This is a genomic window from Acinetobacter sp. RIT698, assembly GCF_009668065.1.
GTDB lineage: Bacteria > Pseudomonadota > Gammaproteobacteria > Pseudomonadales > Moraxellaceae > Acinetobacter > Acinetobacter guillouiae.
Genome location: NZ_WJYH01000033.1, coordinates 14,931 through 37,673, shown reverse-complemented (window position 1 = coordinate 37,673; position 22,743 = coordinate 14,931). Strand labels below are relative to the sequence as shown.

Here is a 22,743-nt window from a genome sequence, read left to right as displayed (position 1 = left end):
TTTGAGTTCAGCTTTATCTCGATGATGAAAGACTGCTTTTAAAGATCAGCACAACACTATGAATTGTGCTGATTTTTAGCATCTGCAAGACAATAATATAGACACAGCAGGGCAAAAACTAAGCCCAAGATACATACACCTGTCCAGCCAAAATGTTTCCATGCATAGCTTCCACTCGTGGTCCCTAAAGCACCGCCAGCGAAATAACCTGTCATATAGATGGCATTGAAACGTGAACGCAATTGTTGGTTAAGCTTAAAGACAATACTCTGATTGGTGACATGAACAGCCGAGAGCGAAGCATAAAGGATAAGTAAGGCAATGATATAAAAGATAAAATTATAAGAAAGCAACAAAAACAATAGCCAACTTAAAATCAGACCGATACCACAACATATCGAAATTTTATGAATATAGCCTTGATCAATAAATTTACCTGAAAAATTGGCAACGAATGTCCCTAAAACACCGACAAACCCAAATAAGCCAATCGTAAAATCACTGAAAAAATAAGGCGCAGGAGCTAAGAGTAAAGACATGGTGGTAAAGGTTAAGCTTACACAGGCAAAGGTTAATCCACCAATATAGGTTCTGATTCTTAGGCGACAATTTTGAATAAAGATTTGCGGCAGTGAGTGAATTGTTTTGAGATAATTTTCAGATTTGGTTGGAGGAAATAAGCCAATATTACGGTACAAAATAATCGCAATGAGCAATAATAAAAAACCGCTGAGCAGATAAATAACATTCCAAGCAAAAAGCGTCGACATCATCCCTGATAATGAGCGTGCCAATAAGACACCCATCATTAACCCACTCAGTAAAAAACCAACAACACGACCACTATGTTGAATTGGAACCAGACTGGCAGCCAGTGGTAACAACAGTTGGGCTGAACTAGAAAATAACCCTGTAATGATGGTACCGAACATTAACAGATAAATATTGTGGGAAAAACCACTAATAATTAGCCCAATTGAGGCAAGCAGCATAAATATAAACAACAACTTACGCTTTTCGAGAATATCCCCTAAAGGCATTAAAAACAGCAGACCTGCTGCATAGGTGATTTGCGCTAAAGTAGGCACCCATGCTGTGGTGGTATCTGCTAAATTTAAACTTAGACTAATGGAATGAATCAGTGGTTGGCTAAAATAATTCCCACCAGTACAGATGCCTGCTGCAACTGCCATTAAAATAATGGTTGGGGTATAGAGAGTGTTTTTCATCATGCCTATGGTTTGTCATTATGAAATCGGAACTTTTAATCCACACAACCATGTATCTGCTGATTTTAAGCATCTGATTTTAAAAATGGTTGTTAAGGCGTTTCACTCAAAGCATCTTGAATGTTGTGCACCATATGGATTAAACGGGGTCCAATTTCACCTTCAAGTTTTTCAGGGTTTAAATGAAAACTTGGTGCACCGCAGTTAAACACATAAAGACCATGTTTGGAGCTGACTAAAGGTACAGCAACAGAGTTTACTTCTTTATGCCATTCACCTAAAGAAAGGCAATATCCGTAATCTTGATAATCTCGGAAAGCTCGTTCTAAAGAACGTTTAATTGCAGGCCAGTTTTCAGCATTTTTTTGTTTAAGCGCATCCAGTAAAAAATTACGCTCACGTTCAGGTGTAGCCGCCAAGCAAGCTCGACCCATGGAACTGCTGTGAATGGGTAGGGTTGAGCCGATGGGACGGCGCATATTTAAAGCGGTTTCGATCTGAACCACATCGATATAGACCATGTTTAAACGGTCACGGGTTGCCATCGCAACAGGTGCTTGCACATATTGGCTCATTTCTTCCATATAGCGATGTGCAATATTACGGATAGAAATATTGGACAAGGCTGCATAGCCTAAAGATAAAACACCGATATCCAAGGTATATTTGGTGGAATTAGGTAGTTGTTTTAAATAGCCTAATGACACTAAGGTATTGGTTATCCGCGCAATGGTTGGTTTTGGTAAACCCGTCATTTTTGCCAGTTCTTGGTTACCCAAGACTTGATTATTGGCAGAAAAACAACGTAATAGCTCTAAACCACGTGCTAAAGAAGCGATAAATTGGGGGTTATTTTCCCGATGAATATGTGAAATAGGATCAAGACGTATCTCATCAAAATTTATAGGTTGTTCAGTTTCTGAATTCTGAGACATTCAATACTCAAATATAATAAAGCAACAGTTTGGCTATTATATTTCGCTCTGCAAAATAAATCCATTCATCACTGCGCTGTTGTGATGAATGGATACTCGGTTAGTGATTAAACAGTCAATGCTATGACACGTTTTCAATCACCATAGCTAAGCCTTGTCCTACGCCGATACATAAGCTAACGACAGCATATTTCTTATTGCGGCGGATCAGCTCACGCGAAACTGTCAGTGCAAGACGTGCACCAGAAGCCCCAAGTGGGTGGCCAATGGCAATTGCACCACCATTTGGGTTGACACGCGGATCATTAAAATCAACATCTAAACCTTTTAAGCAAGATAATACTTGTGAAGCAAAAGCTTCATTGATTTCAATGATATCCATATCATCTAAAGTTAGCCCTGCACGTGCAACGGCTTTTTTGATTGCTTCGATTGGGCCAGCACCCATAATACGAGGTTCAATACCTGCTGCTGCTGCTGACAAGATTTTTGCCATTGGCTTTAAGCCATATTTTTGGCCCGCTGCTTCGGAACCGATGAGTAATGCAGCAGCACCATCGTTAATACCCGATGCATTTCCAGCAGTGACGACACCACCTTCAAATAATGGTTTTAATTTGGTTAATGCTTCAACCGTTGAGCTTGGGCGAGGGTGCTCATCTTCAGAAACCAGCTTTGGCGGTAACTTTTTGCCTTGAAAGACTTCAATTGGGGTAATTTCATCAGTAAAAAAGCCGTCTTGTTTGGCTGTTTGGTACTTTGCTTGTGATTGGGCAGCAAATAAATCTGCTTGTTCACGGGTGATGCCAAACTCAAGCGCGACATTGTCACCAGTTTCAGGCATTGAATGACCACCGTATTGCGCAATCAGCTTTTTGTTTGGAAAGCGTGAGCCAATTGTGGTGTCGTAAATTTTGGCATCACGACTATAGGCAGATTCAGCTTTACCCATCACAAATGGGGCACGTGACATGCTTTCTACACCACCTGCAATATATAAGTCGCCTTCGCCACAGGTGATGGCGCGTGCAGAATCAATTACAGCACCCAAACCACTTGCACATAAACGGTTTACAGTTTGGCCAGGAACAGTCACAGGTAAGCCCGCGATTAATAGGGCATTTCTGGCAACGTTACGGCTATCTTCACCACCTTGGTTGGTATCGCCTAAAATAACATCTTCAATCGCTGCACCCGGAACCCCAGTTTTTTCAAGAAGCTTTTGTAAAACTGCCGCAGCTAAATCATCTGGACGTACTGAAGCAAGCTCACCTGCATGACGACCAATCGGGCTACGTAAACCATCATAAATATAGGCATTTAACATTGAGAAGTTCCTTTTCAAAATCCAGAATTAAAAGTAAGCGGTAAATTTAATGCGACACGACGTTGTAACCATGGGCTAGGGCGATAGCGTGGGTCATAGGTCAGTGTTGAGATACGATTGAGAATGAGTAAGATTTTTTGGCTACCGATATGATCACCCCATTCAATAGGGCCAAATGGATAGCCTAAACCTAAACGGACTGCGGCATTGATATCATCGACACTGGCAATATTTTGTTGTGCAATATCACAACCTAAATTAATCACCATGGCTAAAACACGTTGTGCCACGAAGCCAATACTTTCAGCGATCATGCTGACCATAGCACCATCTAAATTAAACATAGAGTGGGCTGCTTGACGATACTCAGTGCTTGTCGCCAGTGACGGCATTAACGTTCTATGTTTGCTTATGCCATATAGCATATCTATGCCAACAGCTTGTTGTGGATTGACTTTTAAACGTGTCGCTGCTTGGGTGGTATCTTCACCGTAGCAAGCGAGTAAACATAAACTCTCAGGTAATGGTTCTAAACCTGTATCTAAGACAATATTTTGCTGGATTAAATAATCTTCCAGTTGTTGTTTATCTTCAGCAAAATCAGCTGCAATCCAAACTTTTGGATAGTCTGTTAAACGCTCAACAAACTGTGCGGGTTTTTCACCTGTTTTTGTGCCTGTTTCATAGTGGTAAAAGCCTTGATTAACTTTACGCCCAAGTTGTTTGGCTACAAGCATTTGTTTGGTCAATGGATTGGGCTTGTAACGGGCTTCTTCATAGTATTGATGATAAATCGACTCCATTACAGGATGTGATACATCCAGTCCTGTTAAATCCATGAGTTCGAATGGTCCCATTCTAAAACCAACACCATCTCTTAAAATGCGGTCAATTTCACTGATGTCACAGACGTTTTCATTTAAGATTTTTAACGCTTCGGTGCCATAGGCGCGCCCCGCATGATTAATAATAAATCCTGGGGTATCTTTGGCAACAACAGGTCGATGACCAAATGCACGTGACAACTCATTTAATGCATCTACAATGCGTGGATCCGTTTTTAATCCTTGGATTACTTCCACAACTTTCATCAGGGGTACCGGATTAAAGAAATGGAAACCGACTACACGTTGTGGTTTTTTACAGTTTGCTGCAATGGCTGTGATTGAAAGCGATGAAGTATTTGAGGCTAAAATAGTGGTGTCTGAAACGATCTCTTCAAGTTGTTGCATCAACGCTTGTTTAATATCTAAACGCTCAATAATCGCTTCCACAATCAAGTCGCAGGCTTTTAAATCTTCAAGTTGCGCTGCAACGATCAAATGTTTGTTGGCATTTTCCGCCTGTTCAGCGCTGATTTTATTTTTATCGACCAGCTTTTGAAAAGTTGCTGCCAGCTTTTCTTTGGCCTGTAGCGCAGCACCTTCTTTGGTATCATATAAATAGGTGGTATGACCTGATTGTGCGGCAATTTGAGCAATACCGCTGCCCATAATACCAACACCAATTACAGCCATGCTTTGAATATCATAAGTCATGTCGATCATCCTGATAACTGATCCAGATTAAACGAAAAATTAGAGACGGAAAAAAATAGAAACGAAAGAAACCAGTACAGTCTGGTGGGTTAACTCAGACATTGTTTATCACCATCAATTGGTAAAATTTGTCCAGAAATAGAGCAACCGCTTTCCGAGGCTAAAAATATACACAAATCGGCAATATGCTTTGGATTGACAAAATATTTGAGCGATTGATTTTTAAGTGCATTTTGCGTAACGGCATCCAAAGAAGTTTGAGCGACATCTGCACGCGCTTGTAACACCCGTTGAACACGTTCCCCATCCACTGCACCTGGAAGTATGGCATTGACTCGAATATTGTCTGCACCAAGTTCCATCGACAATGTTTTGGTAAAACCAATTAATCCCCATTTAGAGGTCGCGTAAGCCAAACGATATGGATAGCCCAAACGTCCAGCGATCGATGACATATTGATAATGACACCTGCTTCCGACTGTTTTAAAAAGGGGATGGCAAGTTGGGTGATGGCAAAGGTACTATTTAAATTAAGGTTTAATACTGCACTCCAGTCAGCAAAACTCAGTTCTTCTGCTGCGATGGTTGGACCAGAAATCCCTGTATTATTGACCAGAACATCAATATGCCCGAGTTTGCTGATGGCATCACTAAACATAGATTTGATTTCATCATGGTTAGATAAATCACATGCATAAATATGTAGTGCAGGATAGGACTTTTGGAATTGCGCTAAGCTTTCTGCATTGATATCACAAACGAAAACTTCATCGTGATGTGCTAAGAATGCTTCTGCAATACATCGTCCAATTCCTGAACCGCCTGCACTAATCAATACTTTTCTAGCCATTTCTATTCCATTGTTGTTATCGATTAAACTTATTTGCCTTGATATGATGGTTTACGCTTTTCAATAAATGCTTGAATGCCTTCATTTTTATCTTCGGTCGAAAACAACAATTGAAATGATTTACGCTCCAATGCCAAACCTGCATTTAATGGAACATCTTCGCTCATTAATGCAACTTCTTTGATTTGTTGTAAGGCAATTGGTGGCATTTTTGCCAGATTTTGCGCCATTTGAATAGCAGTTGGGATGGTCTGGTCATCTTCAGTAACTTGGGAAACCAGTCCAATGCTATATGCTTCTTCTGCTTTGACCATTACACCCGTCATGATCATACGCATCGCGTGGAATTTACCCACTGCACGGAAGAGACGTTGGGTTCCACCAGCGCCAGGCATTAAACCGACTTTAATTTCAGGTTGACCAAAAGTTGCCCCTTTACCCGCAATAATAATGTCGCTATGCATGGCAAGTTCACAACCGCCACCCAGTGCATAACCATTTACAGCAGCAATTACGGGTTTAGGGCATTGCGCAATTGCATTCCAATAACGTTCTGTATGACGTAGCAACATTTCTGTAGAGGTTGCGCTTGCCATTTCTTTTAAGTCTGCCCCTGCGGCAAAAACTTCTTCACCACCTGTAAGCACAATGGCATTGATCTGGTCATTAAAACTTAACTCAGTAAACACTTGAGCCAGTTGCTGACGTACCTGTGTATTTAAGGCATTTTTAGCCTCTGGACGATTAATCTTCACGATCGCTACTTTCTGAACAGAATAGTCAACTTCAATGAAACTGTTCCCTGTTATTTCACTCATTTTTTGATTCCTTGTTTCGCAGATCAAAACTATGTTTCTTTAATAATGCGTGTTTTGAAATTTATTTCAAGTATTTTTTATTCCTCTTGGCACTTTATCGTCAGCATATTTTTCTAAGTGATTGATATTTAATATTGGTAGATTATAAAATTTCGCTTAATGAAATTAATTTTCAAAAAAGCTTGAAATTTGTGTTTTTAATCTCGTACTATGAAACATATTCGCAGTAAACAAGATTTAAAACAGGGTATCCATTACCCAGCTGGAATAGCTGATGGATGCAATGAAGCTACAAAAGAAGGGAGATCATAGATGATCCGTGATGAAGGAATGTTGCAACAGTTGCTCACAACAATTCGTGACTTTGTAAAAAATGAATTGATTCCACGTGAACATGAGGTTGCCGAGCAGGACAAAATTCCTGAGGATATCGTGCAACAAATGCGTGAATTAGGTTTGTTTGGGTTAACCATTCCAGAAGAATATGGTGGATTGGGAATTACCATGGAAGAGGAGGTGAATGTTGCATTTGAACTTGGACAAACTTCACCAGCATTCCGTTCACTGATTGGTACCAACAATGGTATTGGTTCAAGTGCGATTTTGATTGATGGCACAGAAGAACAAAAACAAAAATATCTTCCTCGTTATTCCAGCGGTGAAATTATTGGTTCATTTTGCTTAACCGAACCTGAGGCAGGTTCAGATGCCGCCTCTTTAAAAACCAGTGCGGTCAAGGATGGTGATTTTTACGTTTTAAATGGTACCAAACGCTTTATTACCAATGCACCACATGCTGCTACTTTTACCGTGATGGCGCGGACCAACCCTGATATTAAAGGCGCAAGTGGTATTTCTGCATTTTTAGTTGAAGCCAATACGCCTGGGATTAGTTTGGGAAAAATCGATCAAAAGATGGGACAAAAAGGTTCTCATACTTGTGATGTGATTTTTGAAAACTGCCGCGTTCCAGCATCAGCACTGATTGGCGGAATTGAAGGTATAGGTTTTAAAACAGCCATGAAGGTTTTAGATAAAGGTCGTTTACATATTGGTGCATATAGCGTCGGTGTGGCTGAACGGATGTTAAATGACGCACTTCACTATGCCATTGAGCGTAAACAATTTGGTCAGCCGATTGCTAATTTTCAATTGATCCAAGCCATGCTTGCAGACTCAAAAGCTGAGATTTACGCGGCAAAATGTATGGTGCTCGATGCTGCGCGACGCCGTGATAATGGTGAAAACATTAGTACAGAAGCATCTTGTTCAAAAATGTTTGCCACTGAAATGTGTGGTCGGGTCGCAGATCGCTGCGTACAAATTCACGGTGGTGCTGGTTATATCAGTGAATATGCCATTGAACGTTTTTATCGTGATGTGCGTTTGTTCCGTTTATATGAAGGAACCACGCAAGTTCAACAATTGATTATCGCAAAAAACATGATTAGGGACGCTACAGCCTAATAACAATTAGATGCCATGAGGCAGGGGATGCCTCATATTCCTTCTGAGGATATGGACATGACAACGGAAACAGTTACACAAAATAATAGCGGTAATAATGGTGCTGGAGAGGTGATTCAGACACCCAAAAAGATTTGGATTACGGCCTTTATCTTTGCATTTTTTACTTTGCTTTGTGATGGCGCAGATTTAGGCTTTTTAGCATTAAGTTTGACCAGTTTAAAGGCCGAGTTTCATTTGAGTGGTGTACAAGCAGGGACATTGGGCAGTTTGACTTTGTTAGGTTCCGCTGTGGGGGGGTTAGTCGGTGGATGGGCTTGTGATCGCTTTGGCCGAGTACGCGTGATCGTATTCTTTATTGCTTTTTCTTCTGTTCTGACCTGTGCATTGGGTTTTACGCATTCATATATGCAATTTGCGATTTTAAGAACAGTCGGTGCAATGGGCTTAGGCGCACTTTATATTGCCTGTAATATTTTAATGTCTGAAATGGTACCGACCAAACATCGTTCTACAGTGTTGGCAACACTGATGACGGGCTATACCTTGGGGTCTTTACTTGCGACTTTGTTGGCAGGTCATATTATTCCTGAACATGGCTGGCGTTTCCTGTATTGGCTTGCAATTACCCCGATTATTTTATCAGTACTGATGCATTTTATCGTACCTGAGCCTGAGTCATGGAAAAAAGCACGTCAATTAAAAGTCATTGCAACGCCACAAAATGCACAGCCTGTTAAACGTCAGAATCCGTATTGGGAAATTTTGAAAGATAAGAAACATGGCACCATGTTTGTGCTGTGGATTTTGAGTACTGGTGCTTTGCAATTTGGTTATTACGGGGTGAGTAACTGGCTGCCGGCTTATTTGGAATCTGATCTAGGAATCAAGTTTAAAGAAATGGCGATGTATATGGTCGGCACTTTCTTAATCATGATGTTTGCCAAAATTATTGCTGGGATTATTGCGGATAAATTGGGTCGCCGCGCTGTATTTGCATTCGGCACAATTGGCACAGCTCTATTTATTCCCGTGATTGTTTACCTTAACACGCCTGCCAATATTTTATGGCTCATGCTGTTCTTTGGTTTTCTATACGGCATACCGTATGCAATCAATGCTACATATATGACTGAAAGTTTTCCAACCTCAATTCGAGGCTCGGCGGTTGGCGGTGCGTATAACATTGGTAAAGTGCTTTCAATTTTCTCTCCATTAACCATCGGTTATTTATCACAACATGGTTCGATTGGTTTAGGACTGTTGGTGATGGCTGGGGCGTACTTTATATGCGGTGTAATTCCATTGTTATTTATTAAAGACCGACTATTTAACCCGCAAAAGGCAGAGTGACAATTTGACCTGTCACGTCAATTTAAGGATGAAAAGGGACAAGCGAAATGATAAATAAAATCACCAGTGACATTGAACCGATTTTAAAGGCAATTCCTGATGGTGCAACCATCATGACCAGTGGTTTTGGTGTGACAGGTCAGCCTGCGGAACTGATTGAAGCCTTGATCGATTTAGGTAAAAAAGAGCTGACCATTGTCAATAACAATGCTGCCTCTGGTGATCGAGGTTTGACCAAGCTGATCATTGCAGGTTGTGTCAGAAAAATGATCAGTTCATTTCCAAAGTCAGCGGGTTCGAGCGTATTTCAAGACTTATATCGTGCAGGAAAGATTGAATTAGAACTGGTTCCACAGGGCAACTTAGCCTGTCGTATTCAAGCGGCAGGTGCAGGTCTAGGTGCAATATTTACACCGACAGGCTATGGCACAAAAGTCGCAGAAGGCAAAGAAACCAGAACCATTAATGGTCGAAACTATGTACTTGAGTATCCGCTTGAAGCTGACTTTGCGTTGATTTATGCCGATCAAGCCGATCGTTGGGGGAATTTGACCTATCGTAAGGCAGCACGGAACTTTGGCCCGATTATGGCAAAAGCGGCAAAAACAACCATTGTTCAAGTGAATCATACGGTAGATCTAGGAAGCCTTGATCCTGAGTGCATTATCACACCTGGGATTTTTGTACAGCATGTTGTCAAAGTAGGAGATATCTAATGTCAGTTCAAAAACGTTCTCGTGAAGATATCGCTCAGTTGATTGCTCAGGATATTCCCGAAGGAGCTTATGTCAATTTAGGTATTGGTTTACCCACCAACGTTGCGAAGTATTTACCTCAAGACAAAGAAATCTTTCTGCACTCAGAAAATGGGGTTTTGGCCTTTGGCCCACCACCCAAAGCAGGTGAAGAAGATGAGGACTTGGTCAATGCTGGAAAGGAGTTAGTGACTTTATTGGATGGTGGTTGCTTTATGCATCATGGAGATTCATTTGACATTATGCGTGGTGGGCATCTGGATATCTGCGTGATTGGTGCTTTTCAGGTTGCAGTGAATGGCGATTTAGCCAATTGGCATACTGGCAAAGCTGATGATGTTCCCGCTGTAGGTGGTGCAATGGATTTAGCGGTGGGAGCCAAGTCAATTTATGTCTATATGGAGCATGTCACCAAAAAGGGCGAAGCTAAAATTGTCGATGCATTGAGTTATCCCATTACAGGGGAACAGTGTGTAGATCGTATTTATACCGATTTATGCATTATTGAATTAAAAGATCACAAAGCCTATGTCACTGAAATGGTTTCGGGACTGAGTTTTGATGAATTACAGGCAGTAACGGGCTGTCCGTTGATAGATGCACGAGACGCTTAGTTTATAAGCGTAGGAAAAAAAGCTTCTTTAAGGATTAAAAGATGAAAAAATTAATTTTAGCTACAGCTTGCGCTGTGGCTTCAGGGACTATTTTTGCAAATTCACCAGTGACAGCAGAACAACGGATTAATTTGTTAGAGACAGAGCTGCAAAAACTCAAAGCAGAACTCGAAGCTCAAAAGCTGTCACAAAATAATTTGCAGGTCAAACAAGCAAAAATTGAAGAAAATGTAGAAAAAAATAAAGCACTTGAAACCGCGAAACCAATAGCACCTTCGTGGGTGACTTGGACCGACAATGTTAAAGTCTATGGAATTGCTCGACTTGATGCTGCAGTTGATTTTAAGTCCTCACCAGATTCGGGAGGAAGAACCACCAATAGCTTAAACCGTACTCCGTTTGAAAGTGACAAGCGTTCCGATCATGCCCGCTCAGATGCCATGATCAATGCCAGTCGAATCGGGGTGTATTTCAACAGTCCAGATAAGGCTGTAACAGGAAATATTGAAGCCGATTTCTTTGACAGTGCCAACATGGGTACAGGCGATGGTAAATTCCGTATTCGTCATGCTTTCTTTACTTATAAAGATTGGACTTTCGGTCAAACATGGTCTTTGATGTCCAATATGGAAACACGTACAGAGTCCGTCGATTATACTCAGTTTATGGGAACCTCTTATACCCGTACACCTCAAGTGCGCTATGACTGGAAGATAAATGGCAAGAGTGATTTAAAAGTCGCATTGGAATACACCGGATCTCGGGTTTCAGCATTCCCGACATTGACAGGTCGATATACGGTAAAAGAAGGTGCCTTAACGGCTTTGGCTCAAGGTTTTGTCAATGAAAAATCAGTAGATGTTGCGAAAGATACGGTTAAAAAAGTCAGTTGGGGCGCGGGTGCTGGTTTAAAATACCAACTAAGCCCAGCGCAATCTGTACAGGCGAATTATCAATATATCGTGGGTGATCAAAAATTCATGCCATATACCACACAAACTGGCCTGACAAATGCAACCAGTTTAAATGCGGCAGGTGATTTTTCTTTAAATGCGCAAAAAACAGATTTAGAGATGAATAAACTCAATAGCTTAAATATTGGCTATTCATATAAATTTAATCCGCAATGGCGTGCAAATTTATCTGCATCGATTTTTGATTTTGATGATGATTCAGCCTATGCAAAACTCAATCCTGACGCAAATAAGCGTTTAACGGATTATGCAGCTAATCTGTTTTATTCACCTGCTGAGCAAATTGATATTGGTATGGAATATCATCAAGGTAAGCGTGAAGTGTTTGATGGAAGAACAGCAGATGTTTCCCGCATTAACTTTGTGTCGATGTACAAATTCTAAAATAAGGTGAGCTGCGGAATGGAAAAAATAGTTCAACCTGACACAACGCATATCTTGTCAAAAAGTTTTATTTTCATCATGGCAATGGCATGTGGAATTTGTGCAGGTTCGAACTATTATAACCAGCCTTTGATTTATTCTATTGCAGAAGCCTTACAGGTCAATGCAGAGCAAGTCGCTTTAACAATTGTGATCGGCCAACTCTCTTATGCCGTTGGTCTGTTTATCTTGGTGCCGCTCGGTGATTTTTTTGAAAAGCGTAGCTATATTTGTTTGTTGATGTGCTGCACAGGTTTCGCCCAGATCGGACTTTCTTTAAGTCAAAGTTTGCCCGTATTGTATGGTTTTACCTTTTTAGCCACCTTCTTTTCGATTACGACACAAGTCTTGGTGCCATTTGCTGCTGGTTTGGCGAGCCCTCAAAAAAGCCCGCAAATTGTCGGAACACTGATGAGTGGCTTGTTTTTAGGCATTCTCTTGGCCAGATCAATCGCAGGCTTACTTTCGACCGTTTGGTCATGGCATGCGGTGTATTTACTCAGTGGTATTGTGATTTTAGCTTTTGCAGTAGTGATGTGGCTTAAATTACCCGTTGCTCGAAAATCTCATCAATTAACAGTGCTGCAAATTTATCGTTCATTGTTTACATTGGCCGTTGATCAGCCACATTTAATTCGCCGCGGTCTGGCAGGTGGGATCGGCTTCGGTATATTGGCGTTGATCTTTACCACCATGACTTTTATTCTTGCCAATGCGCCTTATCATTTTAATGATTTCCAAATTGGCTTATTTGGCATAGTTGGTTTGGCGGGTGTGTTTGCAACCCCTTGGGCGGGAAAACAAATTGCCAAAGGATTGGAAAATGAAGTTGCACTGATTTGTATGTGGTTATTGGTACTGGCATGGATTCCACTGTTTTTTGCCCAACAGTCTTTGCTGGCTTATGCAGGAGGTGTGATTTTGGCTTATTTTGGTTTATCGGCCTTTCATGTACTTAACCAAAATCTGGTCTATCGAATTTCAGCACAAGCACGTTCTCGAATTAATTCTATTTATATGACATTGTATTTTGGTGGTGCTGCGTTGGGTTCTTTGGTTGCGGTCTACACGTGGAAACATTGGGGATGGAGTGTCTGTGTGGCTGTGGGTTTAGCCATGGCAATTCTAAGTTTTATAATTGACCGAATAGATTTTTATGTCATGAAGAAAACAGTGATAAAAGACTAAGCCGTAAAAGGGCTTAGTCTTTTTATTATTTTCGTATGATCATCAGTGTTGCCGTCGCAAAAGCATAAATTTTGCCATTTTCATCCACAATTTTACCTTCTGTGGTAATGATATTACGTCCAGCATTAATCAGTTCAGCTTGTGCGTAGTAGGCGGTATCGATCTGCATTGGGCGAATCATTTTCACATTGAGATCAATCGTGCCATAACCCATGCCATGTTCCAGCAAGGTATGTGCTGCACTTCCCGTTGCAGTATCTAAAGCAGTCGCACAAAAACCGCCATGGATTGTTCCTTGTATATTTCGATGCGCTTGACTTGGCGTAACCTTATACGTCGCTTTGCCTTTAGAAACTTCGATTAACTGCATAGGAATGGTTTGCGCCATGGGCGACGCTGAAATTTCACCATTTTTTAAAGCAGTTAAGAATTCAAGACCTGTGTATTGAGGGTTATCCATAAATCATCCTTGGAGTGTTAAGCGATCTAATTACCATACTATAAAATTTAATTTTACGAAATAATATTTTGCTATACAAAATTATTTTTTAATCAAATATTATACTTGAATTTTTATTTATTTAAATATTATTGTTCAAATACAGCTTGTTGTGTCGGTTTGTCATATTTTTGGTGGTATTTTTGAATAAATTTATCTAATGAAAATGAAAATAAATTTTGCAATAAGAAATTTATTTGATATTTTTAAGCAATCGTAAAATAAAATTGTCATCCAAGGGAAATCATCTCTATCTGCATCATCGGCAGAAGAACTGAAAGGGAAACACTATGCCTTTATACAAAGCACCACTGCGTGATATGCAATTTGTATTGCATGAAATGCTGCAAACAGAAGAAAACTACCAAAAACTACCCAAATATCAGGAAACGGTCAGTCGTGAATTGATCAATCAATATTTAGATGCCGCAGCAGACTTTTGTGAAAATGAGCTTGCATCCATCAATCAAAATGGTGATCAGGAAGGTTGTCATTTAAATCAGGGTGTTGTTACAACCCCAGCGGGATTTAAACAGGCTTATCATAAATATACTGAATTGGGTTTTACCTCACTGACGGCGGATCCTGAATATGGCGGTCAAGGTCTACCCACATTATTGCGTATTGCAATCTCAGAAATGCTGTGTGGTTCTAACTGGGCTTGGGCAATGTATCCAGGCTTATCGCATGGTGCAATGCGCACCATTGAACATCATGGCACAGCAGAACAGAAGCAACAATTTTTAAGCAAACTGATTAGTGGCGTGTGGACAGGGACAATGTGTCTAACTGAGTCACATGCCGGTTCAGATTTAGGTTTGATCCGCACCAAGGCCGAACCAAACCCAGATGGAAGTTATGCAATAACTGGCGAAAAAATCTTCATTTCTGCTGGTGAACATGATCTGTCAGAAAATATTATTCATATTGTTTTAGCCCGATTACCACAAGCACCAGCGGGGACCAAAGGGATTTCACTGTTTATCGTGCCTAAATTTAACCTCGATGATGCAGGTGATTGCCAAGATCGCAATAAGGTTATCTGTAGTGCGATTGAACACAAGATGGGGATTCATGGCAATGCAACCTGTGTTTTAAATTTTGATGGGGCCAAAGGCTATTTAATTGGTCCTGAAAACCGTGGGTTAAATTGTATGTTTACCTTTATGAACACAGCACGTATTGGAACAGCTGTACAAGGGTTGGCGGCTTCGGAGATTTCATTTCAAGGTGCATTGAGTTATGCCAAAGAACGTTTGGCGATGCGTGCTTTATCAGGCGCAAAATATCCAGATAAAAATGCTGATCCGATTATTGTGCATCCAGCTGTGCGTTCGATGTTAATGACGCAAAAAGCCTTTTCTGAAGGTGGTCGCGCATTGGCGTATTTTCTGGCTCAGCATGTTGATATTGTTGAAACATCCAATGATCCTGAACAACAGAAAATCTCAGATGAATTGTTGGCATTTTTAACCCCGATTGCCAAAGCTTTTTTAACTGAATCAGGCAATGAAGCTGCAAAACACGGCGTACAAATTTTTGGTGGGCATGGATTTATTGTTGAACATGGCATGGAGCAAATTGTTCGTGATGCCCGTATCTCAACCTTGTATGAGGGAACCACAGAGATTCAGTCTTTAGATTTGCTGGCACGTAAGGTGCTCAAGTCGGATGGCAAACTATTAAAAAATATGACTGATTTAATAGAACAGTTTATTACAGCCAATCAATCAAATACCGTATTGGCAGCTTATCTGGAAAAACTGACGGAACTCAAGCAACAGTGGTTATCAATCACAGACAGTGTTGCCAAAAAAGCACAGCAAAACCCAGAAGAAATTGGCGCTGTTTCAGTTGATTATCTGTATTTCTCTAGCTATGTCGTGTTTGCTTATCTTTGGGCACGTATGGCGCAAGTAGCAGATGAAAAGTTAAGCCAAGCAACGCAGGACGAAAAATTTTATCAGGCTAAATTAACCACAGCGAAATTTTTCTTTCAAAAATTATTACACCGTACCCAAAGTCATGCGGCTGCTATTGCATCAGGTGCTGAAGCGGTAATGGAATTAGAACAAGATGACTTTGCTTTTTAAGCAGGGTCAGGCTGTTTTTTATTTAAATGAGTAAAAATAAATGGATTTTCAACATATTTTGATTCGGCAGGAAAATCGGGTGGGCTATTTAACCTTAAACCGTCCCGAGGTGCTCAATAGTTTTAATGAGCAAATGCATCGTGAAATTGCTGCAATTTTAGACCTGTGGGCGGTTTCTACTGAGATTAAAGCCATTGTAATCTCTGGTTCAGGCAAGGGCTTCTGTGCGGGTCAGGATTTAAGAGCCAGAAACAAAGAGGTGATAAGCGCAGCTGATTATGATGCAGGTGCTGCCTTAGAAAAATTTTATAATCCGTTAGTCGTTAAAATTTCCAATATGGCTAAACCTGTTGTGGCTGCGGTCAATGGCGTAGCGGCTGGTGCTGGTGCGAATTTGGCTTTGGCTTGCGATATTGTTGTGGCCAAACAATCTGCTGCTTTTATACAGTCTTTTTGCAAAGTCGGTTTAATCCCAGATGCAGGTGGGACGTGGAATTTGCCACATCTGGTGGGGCTTGCCCGAGCCAAAGGTTTGACCATGTTCGGGGATAAGCTATCTGCTCAGAAAGCCTTGAGTTGGGGGCTAATTTGGGAGGTCTATGAAGATGATGCTTTTGATCAGGGCGTGATTGAATTGGCAGAACGTTTGGCAGAGCAACCAAGCAGTTCGATTTCGCTAATTAAAAAGGCCTTAAATACTGCCTCGCAAAATACTTTGGCTGAACAGTTACAGTTGGAACGAGAGTTACAGCGTATTGCTGGACAATCAGACAATTATAAAGAGGGTGTTGCGGCTTTTATCGAAAAAAGGAAAGCTAATTTTAATTGATTAAATCTATGCCTAATCATGTTTAACCAGTAAAAATTAACTCAAAAAGCACTCTCTTTAGAGAGTGCTTTACAATAATTAATCACTAGTTTTGATCGTTGTTTACATGATGGTTTTTAACCTTAGTAAGCTAAATAGAGCTTTTATTTTTTATATATGAAGTAAGTTGCGAGAAGAGAAGGAATACCAAAATTAAGTAAAAATATTAAGAATTCTTCTTTAACCGCATATCCTGCTTGTATGCCCATATACATATTCCAGCTCATTGCTACAAACCAAATCAAGATGAACAGAATAAAAAATAATGTTGGACTAAAGCGACCACGTAATATTCGACTTATAAAAAGAATTGCAAGGAGTAGCATTATACCGATGAGAATCGTATAGAAAGTTCGCATATTGGGTCACCATTTGAATTAGAGATTATTTATATTTTCATTCATCATATCGAAGTTGCTTTACCACATTTGTTTTAACTTTATTTTATTGTTGAGCATAATACTTCCCTTATTTGGGCGACTTAATGATTAAAGTAGCGAATAAGACAAGGATAACTGTTTTTAGTAGAACAATAATGATATGAAACTTGGCATGTCTATTCGAATTTTCGAACAATCTAAAAGCTAATGGGCATTTTTGATATAGTTCAAAAATGAGCAACAACGTCCAGTCTGAAATTGTTGCTTGGGGTGCTTTGAAATGTTGATTCAATTTTGGAGCGGGAAGGTCAATGATCCTGATTCCCTTGGCTAAATTTTTGAAGACTAAATTCTCCAGATGAAAATTCTGGAGAATCAATGAAGCTCACTTTTGTAAAATCCCATTTAAGGTAAATCTAATTCTTTACGCATCTTTAAAGATCGAAGTAATGCCTGATCACGAAGTAATTGAAGATTCTTATCGCCTAGTTTTTTAACAAACTGCTGAGTTTCTTCATTCAGCATCTCAATTTTTTCTTCAGACAAGGTATAAGGGTGCATATCAGCCCACCATTCAGACATCGGTTCACCTAAATGATGCATAGCAGCTTTAAATCCATGTTGATTGGCCAACTGCATATTTAAATAAGGACCAAATATTGCCCAACGTAATCCGGGGCCATTGGTGATGGCGATATCAATATCTTCTGCGCTACATACACCTTCAGAAACCAGATAAAACGCTTCTCTCCAAATTGCAGACTGCAAACGATTGGCGACATGACCTTTGACTTCTTTCTGAATTAAAATCGGTTTTTTCCCCAATAATCTATAAAATTCAAAAGCATCATGGATATAGTTGGCTTGGGTTTTTTCTCCACCAATAATCTCAACCAAGGGTAATAAGTGTGGCGGATTAAAAGGATGACCCAGTACGATTCTTTCAGGATATAGACAATCATGTTGAATATCTGAGATTTTTAAGCCAGATGAACTTGAGGCGATAATGCTATCTTTGGGGCAATTTTGAGTAAGCTGTGCATATAAGTCTTTTTTTAGATCAATCCGCTCAGGACCATTTTCTTGAATAAAATCGGCATCTTTTACCGCATCTGCTAGATTTTGATAAAAAGTAAGATTTTTTAAAGTGTCTGAAACATAATGATCAGAAGAGGTGGTTTGCTCTTCAACCAATTCAAACAAATCAAGTAAATAGGTTTGAACTCTATTTTTTAAATTTAATTCTGCATCAGCTGCGGGATCAAAAGCACTCACCTGAAATCCTTTACTTAAATAGAATGCTGCCCAACTTGCACCAATAACACCAGTACCGATAATGGCAACTTTATTTATGGGTTTCATATATTCATTTTCCTTGAATAAGCTGAGAACGTTGGATTGTCTCGTTATGACACATGACAAAGTGAGCCTTTCACTTTGATAAAAACCAAAGATAGAAACACTAAAAACAGTAGGGGAGAATTTCCCCTACAAATGAATATGTATTACATCTGGTTAGATGATTTACATAGAGATAAATTCATGATCATTGCAATCATCAACTGTATTATTGAGCGGTATAACCACCATCCATAACCACTGCTTGACCCGTCACGCCCGCTGCTTTTTCACTCGCCAAGAAAACGGCATAATCTGCAATTTCTTCAACATTGAGTAAGCGCTTTTGTGGCACCATGGCTAAAATGACATCTTCAAGTGCACTTGTTTCGCTGACATTGCGAGTTTTGGCTAAATCTTTAATTTGACCACGTACCAAAGGTGTGTCGACATAACCAGGACATAACGCATTGACCGTGATTCCATCACGAGTAGATTCTAACGCTGCAACTTTAGTTAAACCAATCACCCCATGTTTGGCACTGTTATAACCCGCTTTTCCAGCAAAGCCGATTAAACCATTGATCGAAGCCATATTGATAATACGACCATAGTTTTGTGCCTTCATGATTGGAAATGCATGTTTAATTCCAATAAAAGAACCGACCAGCATGACATTCAGTAGTTTTTCATAAATGGCAGTTGGAAACTCTTCGATGGCAGCAACATGCTGAAAACCAGCATTATTGATCAAAATATCCAAACGACCAAAGGTGCTATGTGCTAGACCAATAGCAGCAGCATAAGCCTCTTCATCTGAAACATCACAAGGTGCAGATAAGGCTTCAAATCCATCAGTTTTTAAGGCTAAAACTGCTTCATTACATTTGTCCGCATTCATATCCGAAATCACCACTTTTGCACCTTCAAGGGCAAATTTTTTGGCAATTTCAAGACCAATACCACTTGCTGAACCTGTGATAAATGCAACTTTATCTTTGAGAAGTTGACTCATTATTGACTCCCTGTGTTCATTTTGAAGATAAACTTAGACGATACCAAACCATGTAAATGCTGCAATTGCGACAAATACTGCAACTGTTTTAATGATGGTAATGGCAAAAATGTCTTTATAAGATTGTTTATGTGTAAGTCCAGTGACAGCAAGTAGGGTAATTACGGCACCGTTATGCGGTAAGGTATCCATACCGCCAGATGCCATTGCAACAATACGATGCATGACTTCAGCAGGAATGCCCATTGCAGCAATAGCTGTATTGTATTGGTCAGCCATGGCACTGAGGGCAATACTCATACCGCCAGATGCTGAACCTGTAATCCCTGCCAAAACGGTTGTGGTGACTGCACCATTGACCAATGGATTGGTAAATGTATGCCCCAAAGCATGACTGATTACAGCAAAACCCGGTAAAGCGGCAATGATTGCACCAAAACCATACTCAGATGCAGTGTTCATCACAGCGAGTAAAGAACCACCTATACTTGCGTTTACACCTTCTTTAAAGCTGGTTGAAACACGACGATAATCGAACATAATCGCAGTGATAATCCCAACAATTAAGGCCAAACCAACTGCCCAAATCGCTGACGTTTTTGCGACATCGACAGTGTAATTTGCTAGTCCAAGCGCATTAAAATCAAAGCCATTTGGATACCATGTTTTAATTGCTGTAGATAAATATTTATTCATCACTGCAACTAAAATTAAGGGAACAAATGCCATGAATTGACGTAGACCAGAACCATTATCTTGTTGCTGAGATTGATTTTCGAATTGTTGAAGTTCAGCTTCTGTTAAAGTAATACCAGATGCAAAGCCATCTCCATTGCGAGCAGCAACACGACGACGCCATTCCAGATAAGTTAAACCAACACCTAAAACAAAGATTGCACCGATAATCCCTAAAAATGGCGCTGCATAAATATTGGTTCCAAAAAATGTAGTTGGAATAACGTTTTGAATCTGAGGCGTACCCGGTAAGGCATCCATGGTAAAGGAGAAAGCACCCAGTGCAATCGTGCCAGGAATCAAACGTTTAGGGATATTTGCTTGTCTAAATAATTGGTTTGCAAAAGGATAGACTGCAAAAACCACGACAAATAAACTGACGCCGCTATAGGTTAAAATTGCCCCTAGCAGAACAACGGTAAGCATTGCATTTTTAGAGCCAATTAATTTAACAATCGTTTTGGCAATGGATTCAGCAATACCAGACATTTCAACAACTTTACCAAAAATCGCACCCAGCAAAAACACCAAGAAATAATCTTTAATAAAGCCCACCATTTTTGGCATAAACACACCAGAATAAAATGGTAAAACGTTGGCAGGGTTAATCAGCAAGACGGCCAATAAGGCACAAATCGGTGCCATGAGAATTACAGAAAATCCTCTGTAGGCTGTGTACATCAACAAGCCAAGAGAAAGTAAAATTATACCCAGTTCCCACATATTTTTACTCCGTCCTTAAAGAATATATGTCAAAACCCACCTTGTTTTTATTTCAAATCACGACAAGGCTATCTCAATCATAAAAATGCATTAGTGAGTGAAACCAATAAAAATGGATATCTAGAGAAATTAATATTGATCAATAAATTTAGCTTTTATAAATCGTCCAGACTTATAAATTGGAATATCCATTTCCAAATGATGGATAAAACTATAATCCAAATTATTCGAGGCATTGTTTGAAAATATTTATGAGTCAATATGGAAAACTAATGAATAGAAACAAGTTTCATGAGGTTTTTGCGCAATAGGTCATAGATAAGCAAAAGAAAAAAGCCAAATTGGTAATGCTGATTAATGAGTGTGTGTTGAGCGTTTTAATTTTTATTTACAGCAGTGGCTTTATTGACAAGTATGTTGCTTGAAATACGTCGTATATCGATTTTGCCTTGATTTAAATGCATAGACATATTTTTTACAGATCACACAAATTAAAAACTTTCATTAAGGCATCAATCTGAGCAAAAGTGAGATCAGCTAGCATGGATTAATATCTTATTCTATAAGCAAATCGATAGCTCAAATGACTCATTTTAGGATCAAAACTCGCTTGGTTTAGCGTATTATAGAGCTATAAATCAGTTAGGTTGCCGTATGACACTCAAACAGTTAAAAGCTTTTTTAGTTCTTGCTCGGACATTGAATTATGCCAATGCCGCCAATGAACTTTGCCTAAGTCAATCTGCTTTAAGCTTAAGTATCAAAAGTTTAGAGGATGAGTTGGGTGGCAAGCTGTTTAAGCGCAATACCCGCCGTGTGGATCTTACTGCTGAGGGAAATTCGTTGATTCCATTTGCTAAAAAACTTTTGGCAAACTGGGAAGACATGGAAAGAGATGTCAAACAGCGTTTTAAATTACATCGTGGCACATTGAATATTGCCTCGATGCCTTTCGCAACACATGCCGTTTTACCTGCTGTACTGCATGAATTTAATAAGAATCACCCCAATATCAATTTTTCAATCCATGATATTCCCAATGAAAAAATTATTGAAAAAGTCCAAGAGGGCATTTTTGAAATTGGGATTTGTTTTGAACCGCAACACAATGATCAATTAATTTTTAAGCCATTTTTCAATGAAGATTTTTTAGCACTACTTCCCAAGGATCATGAGTTGGCGCAGCGTAAAAGTGTGACATGGCGTGAGCTGTATGCTTATCCTTTTATCACTTTACAGAAACCTTCGATCATTCGACACGTGGTGGAAGAGAAATGTTCACAAAATAATATGATCTTAGATTTAAAACTTGAGTGTCATCAGATTAGTTCATTGTCGCATTTTGTGGCTTTTGGTATGGGGGTCAGTGCGATTCCACGTCATTTTCAAAATTATATCGATAAAGAAAATAATGTTTTGGTTGAAATTGAAGAGGGCAATGTCAATCTTTCGGTTGGGATCATTTATAAAAAAGATTTTGAACTTTCTAATATTTCTTCGCAATTTATTGAAACGATATTGGCACATCAGTTTTAAAAAGAATGTTAGCCCATCATAAAGTCCACTATTTCAGGATCAAATCAGATTAATGAGTTTTACTCATTAGACATTTGAAAGAAT

Annotated in this window: 19 protein-coding genes; 9 read left to right on the top strand and 10 right to left on the bottom strand. The window is 39.7% G+C overall.

Annotated elements, in window-relative coordinates:
* Positions 1-56: 56 nt before the first annotated feature.
* From GJV03_RS14625 to GJV03_RS14600, 6 genes are all read right to left on the bottom strand, one after another.
* On the bottom strand, positions 57-1,232 hold the full coding sequence (locus GJV03_RS14625; protein WP_151957089.1) for an MFS transporter: 1,176 nt from the start codon (positions 1,230-1,232) through the stop codon (positions 57-59).
* Between the two features lie 89 nt (positions 1,233-1,321).
* The gene (locus tag GJV03_RS14620) at positions 1,322-2,164 is read right to left on the bottom strand and encodes an IclR family transcriptional regulator (protein ID WP_004721464.1); all 843 of its coding nucleotides are present in this window, start codon (positions 2,162-2,164) and stop codon (positions 1,322-1,324) included.
* 121 nt (positions 2,165-2,285) lie between these two features.
* Positions 2,286-3,491: a 3-oxoadipyl-CoA thiolase gene (locus tag GJV03_RS14615; RefSeq protein ID WP_154130384.1), complete on the bottom strand. Its 1,206-nt coding sequence runs from the start codon at positions 3,489-3,491 to the stop codon at positions 2,286-2,288.
* A 14-nt stretch (positions 3,492-3,505) separates the two neighbouring features.
* Entirely contained in the window at positions 3,506-5,029 is a 1,524-nt protein-coding gene (locus GJV03_RS14610) for a 3-hydroxyacyl-CoA dehydrogenase (protein ID WP_154130383.1), read from the bottom strand.
* An 89-nt stretch (positions 5,030-5,118) separates the two neighbouring features.
* The gene (locus GJV03_RS14605; protein ID WP_154130382.1) at positions 5,119-5,880 is read right to left on the bottom strand and encodes an SDR family oxidoreductase; all 762 of its coding nucleotides are present in this window, start codon (positions 5,878-5,880) and stop codon (positions 5,119-5,121) included.
* Between the two features lie 29 nt (positions 5,881-5,909).
* Positions 5,910-6,698, bottom strand: coding sequence for an enoyl-CoA hydratase (locus tag GJV03_RS14600; protein WP_154130381.1), 789 nt, complete (start codon positions 6,696-6,698; stop codon positions 5,910-5,912).
* A 312-nt stretch (positions 6,699-7,010) separates the two neighbouring features.
* Here GJV03_RS14600 and GJV03_RS14595 point away from each other — a divergent pair, with 312 nt between their 5' ends.
* Genes GJV03_RS14595 through GJV03_RS14570 form a run of 6 tightly spaced genes read left to right on the top strand, consistent with a single transcriptional unit; the run spans position 7,011 to position 13,472 of the window.
* Complete coding sequence (locus tag GJV03_RS14595; RefSeq protein WP_154130380.1) at positions 7,011-8,165, top strand: acyl-CoA dehydrogenase family protein; 1,155 nt, start codon at positions 7,011-7,013, stop codon at positions 8,163-8,165.
* 57 nt (positions 8,166-8,222) lie between these two features.
* Positions 8,223-9,518: an MFS transporter gene (locus GJV03_RS14590; RefSeq protein WP_016539715.1), complete on the top strand. Its 1,296-nt coding sequence runs from the start codon at positions 8,223-8,225 to the stop codon at positions 9,516-9,518.
* 47 nt (positions 9,519-9,565) lie between these two features.
* Positions 9,566-10,234, top strand: coding sequence for a 3-oxoacid CoA-transferase subunit A (locus GJV03_RS14585; RefSeq protein ID WP_154130379.1), 669 nt, complete (start codon positions 9,566-9,568; stop codon positions 10,232-10,234).
* Positions 10,234-10,887 (top strand): 3-oxoacid CoA-transferase subunit B, encoded by a 654-nt coding sequence (locus tag GJV03_RS14580; protein ID WP_034614881.1) that lies wholly within the window; start codon positions 10,234-10,236, stop codon positions 10,885-10,887. Before GJV03_RS14585 ends, GJV03_RS14580 begins: the two co-directional genes overlap by 1 nt.
* Positions 10,888-10,928: 41 nt before the next feature.
* Positions 10,929-12,245: an outer membrane trimeric porin-like protein DcaP gene (dcaP, locus tag GJV03_RS14575; protein WP_004721452.1), complete on the top strand. Its 1,317-nt coding sequence runs from the start codon at positions 10,929-10,931 to the stop codon at positions 12,243-12,245.
* Positions 12,246-12,263: 18 nt separating this feature from the next.
* The gene (locus tag GJV03_RS14570; protein ID WP_154130378.1) at positions 12,264-13,472 is read left to right on the top strand and encodes an MFS transporter; all 1,209 of its coding nucleotides are present in this window, start codon (positions 12,264-12,266) and stop codon (positions 13,470-13,472) included.
* 25 nt (positions 13,473-13,497) lie between these two features.
* Here the strand turns inward: GJV03_RS14570 and GJV03_RS14565 are convergent, their stop codons facing one another.
* On the bottom strand, positions 13,498-13,932 hold the full coding sequence (locus GJV03_RS14565; protein ID WP_004721448.1) for a PaaI family thioesterase: 435 nt from the start codon (positions 13,930-13,932) through the stop codon (positions 13,498-13,500).
* 329 nt (positions 13,933-14,261) lie between these two features.
* Between GJV03_RS14565 and GJV03_RS14560 the strand changes: the two genes are divergently transcribed.
* A complete protein-coding gene (locus tag GJV03_RS14560) occupies positions 14,262-16,064 on the top strand; it encodes an acyl-CoA dehydrogenase C-terminal domain-containing protein (RefSeq protein ID WP_154130377.1) in 1,803 nt (600 codons plus the stop codon).
* 40 nt (positions 16,065-16,104) lie between these two features.
* Complete coding sequence (gene paaG / locus GJV03_RS14555) at positions 16,105-16,893, top strand: 2-(1,2-epoxy-1,2-dihydrophenyl)acetyl-CoA isomerase PaaG (protein WP_154130376.1); 789 nt, start codon at positions 16,105-16,107, stop codon at positions 16,891-16,893.
* Positions 16,894-17,717: 824 nt separating this feature from the next.
* Here paaG and GJV03_RS14550 read toward each other — a convergent pair.
* From GJV03_RS14550 to GJV03_RS14540, 3 genes are all read right to left on the bottom strand, one after another.
* Positions 17,718-18,674, bottom strand: a complete 957-nt coding sequence (locus GJV03_RS14550; protein ID WP_154130375.1) for a 3-hydroxyacyl-CoA dehydrogenase NAD-binding domain-containing protein — start codon at positions 18,672-18,674, stop codon at positions 17,718-17,720.
* A 205-nt stretch (positions 18,675-18,879) separates the two neighbouring features.
* A complete protein-coding gene (locus tag GJV03_RS14545) occupies positions 18,880-19,665 on the bottom strand; it encodes a 3-hydroxybutyrate dehydrogenase (RefSeq protein ID WP_154130374.1) in 786 nt (261 codons plus the stop codon).
* 33 nt (positions 19,666-19,698) lie between these two features.
* Entirely contained in the window at positions 19,699-21,123 is a 1,425-nt protein-coding gene (locus tag GJV03_RS14540) for a GntP family permease (protein ID WP_004721436.1), read from the bottom strand.
* A gap of 654 nt (positions 21,124-21,777) precedes the next feature.
* On the opposite strand from GJV03_RS14540, the gene GJV03_RS14535 reads away from it, so the two are divergent.
* Positions 21,778-22,659, top strand: coding sequence for a LysR family transcriptional regulator (locus tag GJV03_RS14535; protein WP_004721435.1), 882 nt, complete (start codon positions 21,778-21,780; stop codon positions 22,657-22,659).
* The last annotated feature ends 84 nt before the right edge of the window (positions 22,660-22,743 follow it).

Coding starts and splice junctions, on each gene's coding strand:
- GJV03_RS14625 (WP_151957089.1), bottom strand. CDS start 1,232: ATGATGAAAAACACTCTCTATACCCCAACCATTATTTTAATGGCAGTT.
- GJV03_RS14620 (WP_004721464.1), bottom strand. CDS start 2,164: ATGTCTCAGAATTCAGAAACTGAACAACCTATAAATTTTGATGAGATA.
- GJV03_RS14615 (WP_154130384.1), bottom strand. CDS start 3,491: ATGTTAAATGCCTATATTTATGATGGTTTACGTAGCCCGATTGGTCGT.
- GJV03_RS14610 (WP_154130383.1), bottom strand. CDS start 5,029: ATGACTTATGATATTCAAAGCATGGCTGTAATTGGTGTTGGTATTATG.
- GJV03_RS14605 (WP_154130382.1), bottom strand. CDS start 5,880: ATGGCTAGAAAAGTATTGATTAGTGCAGGCGGTTCAGGAATTGGACGA.
- GJV03_RS14600 (WP_154130381.1), bottom strand. CDS start 6,698: ATGAGTGAAATAACAGGGAACAGTTTCATTGAAGTTGACTATTCTGTT.
- GJV03_RS14595 (WP_154130380.1), top strand. CDS start 7,011: ATGATCCGTGATGAAGGAATGTTGCAACAGTTGCTCACAACAATTCGT.
- GJV03_RS14590 (WP_016539715.1), top strand. CDS start 8,223: ATGACAACGGAAACAGTTACACAAAATAATAGCGGTAATAATGGTGCT.
- GJV03_RS14585 (WP_154130379.1), top strand. CDS start 9,566: ATGATAAATAAAATCACCAGTGACATTGAACCGATTTTAAAGGCAATT.
- GJV03_RS14580 (WP_034614881.1), top strand. CDS start 10,234: ATGTCAGTTCAAAAACGTTCTCGTGAAGATATCGCTCAGTTGATTGCT.
- dcaP (WP_004721452.1), top strand. CDS start 10,929: ATGAAAAAATTAATTTTAGCTACAGCTTGCGCTGTGGCTTCAGGGACT.
- GJV03_RS14570 (WP_154130378.1), top strand. CDS start 12,264: ATGGAAAAAATAGTTCAACCTGACACAACGCATATCTTGTCAAAAAGT.
- GJV03_RS14565 (WP_004721448.1), bottom strand. CDS start 13,932: ATGGATAACCCTCAATACACAGGTCTTGAATTCTTAACTGCTTTAAAA.
- GJV03_RS14560 (WP_154130377.1), top strand. CDS start 14,262: ATGCCTTTATACAAAGCACCACTGCGTGATATGCAATTTGTATTGCAT.
- paaG (WP_154130376.1), top strand. CDS start 16,105: ATGGATTTTCAACATATTTTGATTCGGCAGGAAAATCGGGTGGGCTAT.
- GJV03_RS14550 (WP_154130375.1), bottom strand. CDS start 18,674: ATGAAACCCATAAATAAAGTTGCCATTATCGGTACTGGTGTTATTGGT.
- GJV03_RS14545 (WP_154130374.1), bottom strand. CDS start 19,665: ATGAGTCAACTTCTCAAAGATAAAGTTGCATTTATCACAGGTTCAGCA.
- GJV03_RS14540 (WP_004721436.1), bottom strand. CDS start 21,123: ATGTGGGAACTGGGTATAATTTTACTTTCTCTTGGCTTGTTGATGTAC.
- GJV03_RS14535 (WP_004721435.1), top strand. CDS start 21,778: ATGACACTCAAACAGTTAAAAGCTTTTTTAGTTCTTGCTCGGACATTG.